Annotated in this window: 10 protein-coding genes; 3 read left to right on the top strand and 7 right to left on the bottom strand. The window is 43.3% G+C overall.

Translation table 11 applies throughout. From position 1 onward, the window contains the following. Nucleotides 1-594: 594 nt before the first annotated feature. Complete coding sequence (locus CWC03_RS07575) at nucleotides 595-3,420, top strand: TonB-dependent receptor plug domain-containing protein (protein WP_138581243.1); 2,826 nt, start codon at nucleotides 595-597, stop codon at nucleotides 3,418-3,420. Nucleotides 3,421-3,685: 265 nt separating this feature from the next. Here CWC03_RS07575 and CWC03_RS07570 read toward each other — a convergent pair whose 3' ends face one another. The 3 genes from CWC03_RS07570 to azu form a co-directional block, all read right to left on the bottom strand. Further along, nucleotides 3,686-5,281: a PepSY-associated TM helix domain-containing protein gene (locus CWC03_RS07570; protein WP_138581242.1), complete on the bottom strand. Its 1,596-nt coding sequence runs from the start codon at nucleotides 5,279-5,281 to the stop codon at nucleotides 3,686-3,688. A gap of 3 nt (nucleotides 5,282-5,284) precedes the next feature. Beyond that, on the bottom strand, nucleotides 5,285-5,539 hold the full coding sequence (locus CWC03_RS07565) for a hypothetical protein (protein WP_138581241.1): 255 nt from the start codon (nucleotides 5,537-5,539) through the stop codon (nucleotides 5,285-5,287). A gap of 495 nt (nucleotides 5,540-6,034) precedes the next feature. Then, a complete protein-coding gene (gene azu / locus CWC03_RS07560) occupies nucleotides 6,035-6,490 on the bottom strand; it encodes an azurin (RefSeq protein WP_138581240.1) in 456 nt (151 codons plus the stop codon). Between the two features lie 121 nt (nucleotides 6,491-6,611). Between azu and CWC03_RS07555 the strand changes: the two genes are divergently transcribed. Beyond that, nucleotides 6,612-7,286, top strand: a complete 675-nt coding sequence (locus CWC03_RS07555; RefSeq protein WP_138581239.1) for a TorF family putative porin — start codon at nucleotides 6,612-6,614, stop codon at nucleotides 7,284-7,286. 136 nt (nucleotides 7,287-7,422) lie between these two features. Continuing rightward, nucleotides 7,423-7,872, top strand: a complete 450-nt coding sequence (locus CWC03_RS07550) for a DUF4920 domain-containing protein (protein WP_138581238.1) — start codon at nucleotides 7,423-7,425, stop codon at nucleotides 7,870-7,872. Here the strand turns inward: CWC03_RS07550 and CWC03_RS07545 are convergent. The 4 genes from CWC03_RS07545 to CWC03_RS07530 all read right to left on the bottom strand — a co-directional run bounded on the left by CWC03_RS07545 (nucleotide 7,846) and on the right by CWC03_RS07530 (nucleotide 10,199). Continuing rightward, nucleotides 7,846-8,145 carry an AzlD domain-containing protein gene (locus CWC03_RS07545; protein WP_010375316.1) on the bottom strand — a complete coding sequence of 100 codons (300 nt, stop codon included), beginning with the start codon at nucleotides 8,143-8,145 and terminating at the stop codon, nucleotides 7,846-7,848. The two genes, CWC03_RS07550 and CWC03_RS07545, sit on opposite strands and share 27 nt — an antisense overlap. Continuing rightward, the gene (locus CWC03_RS07540; RefSeq protein ID WP_010607477.1) at nucleotides 8,142-8,825 is read right to left on the bottom strand and encodes an AzlC family ABC transporter permease; all 684 of its coding nucleotides are present in this window, start codon (nucleotides 8,823-8,825) and stop codon (nucleotides 8,142-8,144) included. The genes CWC03_RS07545 and CWC03_RS07540 overlap by 4 nt, the downstream gene beginning before the upstream one ends. Before the next feature lies 1 nt (nucleotide 8,826). Then, on the bottom strand, nucleotides 8,827-9,627 hold the full coding sequence (locus tag CWC03_RS07535) for an AraC family transcriptional regulator (protein WP_138581237.1): 801 nt from the start codon (nucleotides 9,625-9,627) through the stop codon (nucleotides 8,827-8,829). Between the two features lie 98 nt (nucleotides 9,628-9,725). Beyond that, nucleotides 9,726-10,199: a nuclear transport factor 2 family protein gene (locus CWC03_RS07530; protein WP_138581236.1), complete on the bottom strand. Its 474-nt coding sequence runs from the start codon at nucleotides 10,197-10,199 to the stop codon at nucleotides 9,726-9,728. Nucleotides 10,200-10,607: the final 408 nt, after the last annotated feature.

Below are 10,607 nucleotides of genomic sequence, written 5' to 3'. Positions count from 1 at the left end.
AGGCAGAGCCAGGGGATCATAGGCATTCTCTGTAAGTCTGGCGATAAAGACTTTGTGCTCCTGCAAAGTCACCTTACCCCACATCCTTGTGGGGCAACACAGAAGAAATGCTAATCAAGCGCTGCCCTTTGGGTTCATCTGAGTGCGCTTTGTTCATTGTTGCTCAACTTTTGCCTAGATTACTAGGCGGCAAGTCGAGCGTCGCGACCAAAATACACTCAGAAGAACAAAAATCAAACAGCAAAGGTCAACAGGCCCTAGATAAAGGTAGTCCCGGTAAGTGCTTTTTACCAGATTTAGGTGGCCTGAAAGGTCAATATTGAACACCAAGAAAGAGGTGACATTTGTGGCTCTCGGGATAGTGAACACGCCAAATCTGACTGATCACATGATTTTTTATTAGGTGCTTGAATATTCAATAAAAGTAAATAAATATTGCGCAAATCGTCTAGAATTGTTTGTTGGAACGTTTTAATTGTGTTATCAGTATAAAAAGGCGCAATAAATAACCTATTACATTCCCTGTGGTGATAATAAGAAACTTTCTATCGTCAGCGTCTAATTATGATTTGGAACGTTACAAAGGAAACCGTTATGACAATAACAAAACAAAAAACGACTTTGGCGTTGGCAATCGCCAGCTTGTGTGGTTCGGGCGCTATGGTGTGGACGGCCCCTGTGTTTGCCGAAGAAGTAGCATCGGAACCTGTTGAGAAGATCATGGTGACGGGGTCGCGTATCGCGCGGGCAAACCTAAGTAAACCCGGTGCGGTAACCACAATATCTAGAGCGAATATTGAGCAAACCGGGTTTAAAAATATTGGTGATATGCTGCAAAATCTGACGGTGTCAGCCAGTGCTCCTAATGCTTCACAAAATGAAAATACGTCGGGCGTGACAAACTTTGACTTACGCGGTTTAGGCGCGCAGCGCACATTGGTCTTGCTAAATGGCCGTCGCTTACCAAATGGGGGAAATGGCGCGGATGCTGCAGTTGATCTGAGTGCTATCCCTACTGCGATTATTGAACGTGTTGAAATTTTATTGGACGGTGCTTCTTCTATTTACGGCTCTGATGCGGTGTCTGGTGTTGTAAACATTATTACTCGCCAAACGGGCGATATTTTTGAGATCAGTGGCTCTATTGGCCAATCTGCTGAAGGCGATGCTGATACAACTTCTTTGGAACTTGTAACGGGCATTGTTGGTGATAAAGGGCGCTTTATGGTAAGCGCCAGCTACGATGAAAAACAAGAAGTGTATGCCGGCGACAGAGATTTTAGTCGTTATGATTTAACCCTTAACCCCGATGGCAGTTACGGTCAAGGCGGTAGCTCCGCAATGCCTTGGAGTAACCTGAAAGTCACGGATGAAAACGGCAAGGAAATATTTGTTACCCGAGGCCCAGAATATGGCGAGTGGCGTGAAACTATCTCCGATGCGTCACTTGCGCAAAATGATTTATACAACTACCAAGAGCCGAGCTTGCTACAAACGCCTTTTGAACGTTACAGCATGAGTGCGTTTGGCGAGTATGATCTTGGCAATTTGAAGTTTTCGGATGACGTGGTATTCAATTTCGAAGCGCTTTATTCACATCGAAAATCCACAACCAATGGTGCGCCACAACCACTAGTTCCAGTTTGGGGTGGGTACTTAGATTTTACTTACTCTCCTGATAACTACTACAACCAGCAATTCGGTCCGAAAGACAAAGATGGTAATCCTTATGCCATCAATGACTGGCGCCGCAGAATGGTAGAAACCAATGGCCGTATGAACCATGTAGAAAACAGCCAATACCGAATTGTGATGGCGCTTTCTGGTGATTTTCATGCAGATTGGAGTTGGGAGCTTGCCTACAATTTTGGTCGCAACTCAAACAAACGACTAAAAACCGGTATATTCAATTGGCCAGCGGCTAAAAATGCGGTTGGTCCTACTCATTTTGATGAGCAAGGCGTGCTGCGCTGTGGTGCTACACCGGATGCGCTAATTGCGGGTTGTGTGCCGCTTAATATCTTTGGTCAACCCGGTACCGACTCTGAGATCTCCGAGGATATGCTAAATTACCTCTCTGGTGATTGGCCGGGGATCCAACAAGGTCATAACCAGATTAAAATCGCCAGCGCGAATGTAAGTGGCGTAGTGGCGAGTTTGCCTGCGGGCGACCTAGGTGTGTCTTTTGGCATAGAAAATCAAAAGGTTGAGGCTCGCAATCAAACAGATGCTGTCTCTATTAATATTTTAGTTACGGATGGGTTGGGTAGACCAACTGGCGGCGAATATTCGCTCAATGAAGCTTATCTAGAAGCCGTTGTGCCACTATTATCAGACCATGATTGGGCTGAGAGTTTAGAGTTAAACCTCGCGACTCGATATTCAGACTTTGATACGTTTGGCTCGACCACCAATTCAAAAGTGGGCGTATTTTGGGCGTTGAATGAGCAGTTGAGTTTTAGAGGGACTTGGTCACAAGCATTTAGAGCGCCCAATGTGGTGGAACTTTATAAGGGAAGGTTACCTGGCTTTGAAAATGGCGATGATCCTTGTGCTGTAGCCAATCCAAACCAAAATTGTGTTAGCACAGGGGTGCCCGCTGATGGTAGTTACCGAGAAACGATCGGGCAGATCAGAACCAATACTGGCGGTAACACGGAACTTGATCCAGAAACCGCTACGAGCAAAACACTAGGGGTGATTTATCAGCCGAGCTGGCTTACAAACGGTTCAATCACCTTAGATTTTTATGACATTCAATTAAAAGATGCCATTGGTAACATTAGTGCGGTGACTAAATTGAGTGAATGTATGAATAATGGTTTGTACTGCGACTCTGTTCATCGCGTTCAATCTGGTGAGTTTCAAGGGGTGATCACCGGCGTCGACGTGTTTAATGAAAACCTCAATGCGTTAAATCGTCAAGGGGTAGACGCTGAAGTTCGCTTTGACATCGGGCAGTTTTCATTTGGTGATTTGAGTACCGCACTAAACTGGTCATTTGTGAGTAAACATGAAGTCATTGAACCAGGGCTTGCAACCAAAGACAGAGCCGGACAGCGCGTTAATGGCCAGATGGCGGTGCCTGAGCACAGAGTTAACCTTGCACTTAACTGGCAGCATGACGACTTTAGCGCAAGTTGGCAAAGTTACTACATAGATTCAATGTTAGAAGAAGTATCGGTTAAACAAGGCGACCAAATCGTTAACTTTACCAATATCGTTGATATCACGCTGACACATAATGCTCAAGTCACCTACCATTTAGACTCTGTTGATACTCAGATCACGCTGGGCGTTAACAATCTATTGGATGAAGCGCCGCCTTTTGCGACGGGTAATGGAAATAACGCAGATCCGATTCATTCGTCTTTATATCTAGGCCGTGAGTACTACTTAAGGTTTAAGACTGAGTTTTAGTTTCACATTGTTTCCCTGTGAGAGTAAGGCAAAGCGGGCTATGTGAGCCCGCTTTTTTTTACACCAGTTGTAATAAGTAAATTATCTATTTCGAAGCGGGAAATGGCGTTAGTTGCGCTGCCCTCGCGTCCAGCTACCGCCAAGGTTACATCCATATAGGCGAGGTAAAAATTTTGCTATTTAGTTATTCTAAATAAGAAATCTTTAACGAAGCTAATATGTGATTTCCCCTTTCAAATTGATTAAAGAATTAATTCAATAGATATTAGTTCGTAGTTTGGTGCGAAGTTTGTTCTGACGAAGTTGCGCTTGTGGTTTGCGCAGCGGCGTTGATCCGTGACACTGTTTTCCAACAGATCAAGGCCATTAGTGCTATCAGTCCAATCACAATCGCGAAGTCTACTTTAGTTTGCAGCGGTAATAAGCTGTATTGATTACCGAAGTAGGCCATGTTCATCACTAAACTTAAACAATAGCAAATACCACTTAGTCCTAATAACACCTTGCTAAAGGACAAAACATCTTTGGCAAATTGGCTACTTATCAGGGCGAAGAAAAAGGCCATAAACATAGAGGACTTTACCGTTTCTAATTTGTCGGCATGCGTCGCAGGAAGTAAAGTGGTTAATGCAAAGCCAACAGCAATCGCTAAAATTACCCCAATAAAACTGCCGCTGGTCAGTCTTTTGACAAACATTAGAGTTTTAGGGCTTTGCTTTTTCTGCTTGGCACGCTTGTCAATCCACATCAAGTTACCGGTAACAATTAAGTAGGCGGTTGCAAGTCCGAGGCATAGAAACGCCAGACGCATGCCATATCCAGCGAAATCACCAAAGTGCAGGCTTGCAATGGTAGATAGCCCCGCTCGTACCGCATTATCATAGTTGTTTTCAGTGAGATAAATTTGTGATTGGTCGTTTAGTGTGTATTGTACTTCTTTGTAATTTGAAAAAGCATCGTTACTTTTCGCGGTAAAACTCACCACTGCGTTTTTGTCGCCAAAGTGGGTGATTTCCACCGTTGTGAGCGACACATCTCCTAATGTATCTAGTGCCTTTACTCTTAGTTGATCGACTCCGTGCATTGGTCGTGATTGCTCCAGTGCTTCGATATTTGGTTCATTAAATCCAGCAGCTTGGAGCAGAGCCGTTTGATTGCCGCCGTAAAGTAAAACGGCGTATGAAATCTGATAAATGATAACGAGATTAAATACTAATCCCGTGAAGGCATACATTAAGTGAAATGGCAGACCCATCGTACCAATTAGGTTATGAGCATCTAACCACTTGTCTTTTTTTCCTTCGGCGCGATATTGGAAAAAGTTTTTGGCTATTTTGCGCCAGTGAATGATGATCCCGCTTAGCACTGCAACGAAGAAAAATAGGGTGATGATCCCAACAAAATAGAGTCCAGCGCGGCCAAGCCCTAAATCGTAGTGCAATTCATAGAGAAAACTCGCAAATTCAAATCTGTTGGCATCAGCAAGGACTTCTCCCGTCTGTGGTGATAGCAGAAGGTGCTGGTCTTGATGATCTTCGCCCGTGATCGGGTGCGGCTCGTCTAAATGGGTTGCAAAGTAAACTTCAATAAAAGGGTTATGTGGCTTAGGCTCGCGCATAAAAAAACCATGATGTGTATCGACATCGTATTGCTGCGCAATTGATGTAATCGCCTTGTCGTAGGAAATGACGCTAAGTGACTCGCCAGACTGGGCGGCTAGGGAGGCACGTTCCCAGCCCGTGATATTGTCTCTGAATAGACTCAAAGATCCAGCAATAAACACGATGAATAGTACCGTTGAAATAATGATCCCAATCCATGCATGTGCTTCGGTCAATGATTTTAGTGTTTGATTTTTCATTGGTTATCTTATTAACAGTAATGCTGTGTTTAGTAACAAAGAGGGAATAAAGATAGCAAACATAGGTTTGCACGCGGCTTTAGCGCTTGCGAATGCATAGCTCCAAACTAAGATCCCCGCCCATATCGGAAATGCCAGCACCAGGCCTATCATCAGCTTTGTAGACTCTGAAAGTGGCAGGAGTAAATTGAGGTTTAGCACCAAAGAAATAGACAGTAATAGGCCTAAGAAAAACCCAACTAACGTTTTAGGCCACATAACTTACTCCTCCAAAAAATAGAGACAGCAAAAAAACCAGTGTTGAGCATAGATAGAGGCGTTTTACTGAGTATCCACTTATTAGGGTCACCGACACTAAAGAAAACATCATTAAAACGAGACTGGCTAACATTGCAGAAATAATTGGGTATTGCAGAGTTAATACGATAACCCCAGATAAAACAATGACTAAAGTCATACTGTATGCTGTAGGCTTATGTATCGAAGAAGTCAAAAATTGTTGCTTAGGACTCGCTAAGTAGAGTAACACAGCGGCAAACCAAAACGGTATAATTGAGAAAAAGCTCATGATGGTGATAATCATTATTGTTTGCAATTGATTGTAATGATTATAGGTATGTTGTTCAAGGGTTAAGTAATAATTGCAGTGAGAGAGATAACCTAACTGGAGTGAGGCGGTATAAAACGCCCGAAGTGGAAAACTGTAGAGCGGGGTTTTGAAAAGATTCAGTATAAACTCCGCTCTAAAAATGGCTAGCTAAGTGTAAACGTACCTTGCATAATCGCGAAATGGCCAGGGAACGAGCAGAAAAACTTATAGCTTTCATCTTTCTTCAGCTGCTCAGTAGAAAAAGTCACTGTGGTTTGTTCGCCACCGCCAATTACCTTAGATACAGCTAAAACGCGGCTATCGTTTGGTTTTACATAGCTGTTATTTGCGCCAGCTGACATACCATCGGTCGCAACGGCTTGAACATCAGCTGCTTTGCTCAACACCCAGTTATGGCCCATGGTGGTGGCTGGCAGTTTCCCTGTATGTTTTAACGTGACTGAAATTTCTTTACAACTAGATGGCGCACTGAGTGATTTTTTAGAAAACTGCATCATGTCATTGGCTTCGATGCTGAGTTCACATTCATTTGCTGATGCGGCATGAGAAAAGAGAAAGACACCGAGGCTAAGCAATGTGGCAGAAAGAGAGGTTTTCATATTGACTCCTTAATTAAAAATCATTCTTATTATCATCTTTGTGAGGCGGGTTGTAAATGGATATAGATCAATAAAACTGGTCTATGCTTGAGATGACTCTAATTAAAAAGTGATTTCAAAGATGAAAAAATCCTGGCTGGTGCCATTGTTGTTTACTCCGCTGTTCGTCAATGCGGCAACATCCTCTACCGTCACATTGGCTTCCGACTATTTATTTAACGGCGTAAGTCAAACTAAGGAAGATGAAGCGCTTCAAGTCAGTCTAGATTGGTTTGGAAAAAGTGGTTGGTATGCAGGAGGCTGGGTGTCTAAAGTAGATTTTGGCGATGGTACGGATTTAGAAGGAGATCTGTACGGTGGCTACAAATTTTCGTTAACTGAAAAATTAAAGCTTGATGTTGGCCTCTCGCAATATACCTATCATGGTGATGATGTGAGTTCTGATTACAACTATGCAGAAGCCTTTGCAAAGTTTAATTACGGCCAGACAAATTTAGACTTTTGGTATGCATGGGATTATTTTGGAACAGGAGCTGCTCACGGGATAGTGATGCTCACGCATAGTATCCCAATCACAGAGCGGTGGTTACTGACGCTCGGGGTAGACCATTCAATGAGCTTTGATAGCGATAAATACGAATGGGAGTCGGGTGATGATGACTATACCCACTGGCATCTAACTGGAACTTACTCGATTAGTACTTGGTCTTTTTCATTGGGTTATGAAAGCAATGATATAGACTCCTATGCAGATTCTACATTTGTGGCGTCAATTTCAAAAACATTTAATTTCTAAATTTACTTTTTATTAACTTTTGTGTTGATTTTAGTTGCAAATTGTACTTTTATATAGCTATATGATTGATGCTCCATAACTTTTTATGGGAGTAAGCAATTGATGAGGTAATAGTGATAAAAGCTATGGAGTCGCAATGATGAAGGATACGATAAAACTAACAGCACTCTCTTTGGCGGTATTTTCTCGGTTTAGCTTTTCAAGCCCGCTAGAATTTGCCGGTGGTGCAGACATGTCTAAGTTAGTCGAGGCAGAGCACATCTTGCCAAATCTCAATGACTACACAACAAACCTTGTGACCGTAAAAGGGGTGGTCACTCATGTTTGCAGAAAATTAGGTTGCTGGATGACGCTGCGAGTAGCAAATGGCCTAGACGTAAATATCGAAGTTGAGCAAGGCGATATGGTATTTCCACTTGCTGCAATTGGCCGTGAAGCCCATGTGACAGGGCGCTTCGAAGCGCTAAACCAGCGCCCGTTAGTTTGCGTGAGTAAAGCAGAGGATGAAACGGCGCTCATGCGCTTAGGGTTTAATCCAACGGCCGTAACCATTTCGCATTTAGTACAGCAAGTAAAACACAGCTAAGCTCCCAAACGTGGTGACATAGAGGTTTTTAAAGCGAAACGCCAGTATTACCGCGACCGTTGCGGCGACCAAATAGGGATTGCTTGGTGTGATGGCAAGGTGCTTGTCCTGAATAAATACAATGGGTACCCAAATAGCGGTCAGTACGCAAGGGGCGCTAAAACTTAAAAAGCGCTGTAGTTTAGGACCGATAGTAAAAGGCAGTTGTTTTGCCAAAAATAAATATCGAGTTGCAAACGTGACGCAAGCCATGGCCAAAATAGTGGTGATCATACACGCTCCTTTTTACTTTGTAGCACATATCCCACCGACATTCCGAGCAGTGCTGAGGCGATTAAGCCAAATTCAAAATGGATCAGTTTGAACACTAGGATAGTTACGGCCGACGTTAAACAAGCACATAGCACGGGTAATGCGTTAATACTCGGGACCACTAAAGCAATAAATATTGCCGCAATCGCGAAGTCTAAGCCAAGGTTTGTCAAATCAGGCAAAAACTGACCTGCGACAATACCTATGAGCGTCCACAGATTCCATGCAACATAAAAGCTACCACCTGCGATGAGCGCATACACGAGCCGAAGTTTGCCTTGATAGGCACGATGGTGATGGGAAAATGCAAACAATTCGTCAGTGAGAAAAAACGCAATCGGGCCACGCCATTTAAGGGGCTTATCTATCATTTTGTTGCGGATAGCAAGGCCATAGAGTAAATGTCTCGCGCTAATGATAAAGGTAGTCGCAAGCAAGGTGATAAGCGCCGTGTCTTTGGCAATAAGCTCTATTGCCACTAACTGCGCCGAGCCTGCAAAAACCAGTAACGACATTAACTGTGCCTCGAGCGGCGTAAAGCCGTTTTGTACAGCAAGGGAGCCACACAATATCCCCCAAGGAAGTACGGCGAGATTTAATGGCAACATATCCCAAAAGCCTTTGCATACTGCGACTTTCATATTAACAAGCCTTGCTATATTGACTGGGAGTGATCCCCATATTCTTTTTAAAATGACGGTTGAAGTGGCTTTGGTCATAAAAGCCTACGCTTAATGCTGCATGGGAGACACTTTTGCCACTGCGCAGTAATGCCTTGGCATGATTAAGCCGGTGTTGTATTTGAAAGGCATGGGGAGTGAGGCCGGTGTGGGCCTTAAACACGCGAATAAAGTAAAAGGGACTCATGCCGACAAGGCTCGCTAAGGAGTCGAGTGATACATCTTCAAATAAATTATCCAAAAGAAAATGGCGTGCAGTGGTAATTCGTTGCTTCACCGAAGGGGTTTTTGTATCGAATGTGACTTTGCCTTGCCTATTGCTTAAATAAGATAGCAGAGTAATAAGCTGAGACTGCTTTTCAAGCACGCTGGTATCACATTCTAAGACGTTAAAAGTGGTGTCCATGAGTGCCGCAAGCGCTCGGTCGTGTACCACTGCATCATGGAAAAAAGGAGCTATTGCCTTGCCATCACCAAGAAGCTGATTAAATAGTTCAGGTGTTGGGTAGAGTGAACGGTACGAAGACTTACCGTTTGACGCCTTTCTGCAGTCGTGCACCTGCTCTGCATTAATCAAAATGACACTATGCTGACTCGCTAAGTGTTCACCGCCACTGCGGTAGAATCGCTGTGCACCACTATCCACTAAGGCAAGCGTATAGCCGCTGTGGCTATGTCTACCAAAGTCTTCCTGCTTATCAATGTTGTGTAGTACTTCTAGGCCACCGAGTTCACGATGAAAACTAAACTTTGAGTGTTGCATAATTCTCTCCCCCATTGATGAAAAGCGTATCTGTCTTCACTCAAAAAGTCTTGTACAAAATTGCACAATGCGACAAACAATAACTGGGTTAATAACGCCTAATGCCAAGTCTCTTTTTTGATCACGTTAACAAGGCGGTGATTGATTAAGCATCGGCCATCGATTACTTTAAGCTCGTCTTCATACACACCGTTAAATACGGAGATTGGGGCATCTGATTGAGATTTTGGCTGCTGATAAAGAACAAAGTAGCTGTTAGCAATAAACTTATTTGCCTCGATAGGTTGAATATCGGCACTGGTTATCATGTGCATACTCTTTGTTGTTTTTATGGCTTGTTGCTGCCTTATTGTTATTTCTTCAGCACCAGTAATATTGATATTGAGTGCTGGGATACTAAATGTTGCATCCTGTGTAAAAACACTTTGGTATGCTTGTGCTGAACCCGAATCTCGATATTTTATGTAATTGTGTAGTGTCGTTTCACAGAGGCGCTGGTTACTGCTTGGCTTGGTGGTCATGCAACCACTCAGAACACCAGCTGCTGCAACTAAAAGGAAATATGATTTCATAACGTGACCCTAATCTTTTGCTCTCAAGCTCAGGTTCAATAATCTCAGTGAATTTAGCGGTATTGTCAACCAAGCTAAAGCGTATGATTTATCTTGACGTAACAATTGCGTAAACACGTAAAGCCCCTTTACAGCTTTTTCTGCTGCGGTTTTATGAGATGCTACTGAGCTGTTTAGTCTGTATTTATACCATGCAGATTTTCACCTTATGACAATTTAATATTGACGAATAAATTAACTTAGTTTACTTTTGTGAAAGCGCTTACATTTTGTGTGTGTTTTTTTAGCTTCGCTTGTAAGCGCTTACATTTGTTGCTAGGAACGCGCTGAGTAGTCTTCCAGCGTATAGCTAAATAACCTGCTCTGAGAAACGATGAGTTAATCGACGGCTTATCTAAGCCTCAGGTT

It is taken from the genome of Pseudoalteromonas sp. S2755 (assembly GCF_005886535.1).
Taxonomy (GTDB): Bacteria; Pseudomonadota; Gammaproteobacteria; order Enterobacterales; family Alteromonadaceae; genus Pseudoalteromonas.
The sequence above is the reverse complement of the archived record's forward strand: the minus strand, read 5'-3'. Positions and strand labels throughout refer to the sequence as shown.

What these genes read in the sequence shown, in the direction of transcription:
- CWC03_RS07575 (WP_138581243.1), top strand. Translation starts at nt 595, where the DNA reads ATGACAATAACAAAACAAAAAACGACTTTGGCGTTGGCAATCGCCAGC.
- CWC03_RS07570 (WP_138581242.1), bottom strand. Translation starts at nt 5,281, where the DNA reads ATGAAAAATCAAACACTAAAATCATTGACCGAAGCACATGCATGGATT.
- CWC03_RS07565 (WP_138581241.1), bottom strand. Translation starts at nt 5,539, where the DNA reads ATGTGGCCTAAAACGTTAGTTGGGTTTTTCTTAGGCCTATTACTGTCT.
- azu (WP_138581240.1), bottom strand. Translation starts at nt 6,490, where the DNA reads ATGAAAACCTCTCTTTCTGCCACATTGCTTAGCCTCGGTGTCTTTCTC.
- CWC03_RS07555 (WP_138581239.1), top strand. Translation starts at nt 6,612, where the DNA reads ATGAAAAAATCCTGGCTGGTGCCATTGTTGTTTACTCCGCTGTTCGTC.
- CWC03_RS07550 (WP_138581238.1), top strand. Translation starts at nt 7,423, where the DNA reads ATGATGAAGGATACGATAAAACTAACAGCACTCTCTTTGGCGGTATTT.
- CWC03_RS07545 (WP_010375316.1), bottom strand. Translation starts at nt 8,145, where the DNA reads ATGATCACCACTATTTTGGCCATGGCTTGCGTCACGTTTGCAACTCGA.
- CWC03_RS07540 (WP_010607477.1), bottom strand. Translation starts at nt 8,825, where the DNA reads ATGAAAGTCGCAGTATGCAAAGGCTTTTGGGATATGTTGCCATTAAAT.
- CWC03_RS07535 (WP_138581237.1), bottom strand. Translation starts at nt 9,627, where the DNA reads ATGCAACACTCAAAGTTTAGTTTTCATCGTGAACTCGGTGGCCTAGAA.
- CWC03_RS07530 (WP_138581236.1), bottom strand. Translation starts at nt 10,199, where the DNA reads ATGAAATCATATTTCCTTTTAGTTGCAGCAGCTGGTGTTCTGAGTGGT.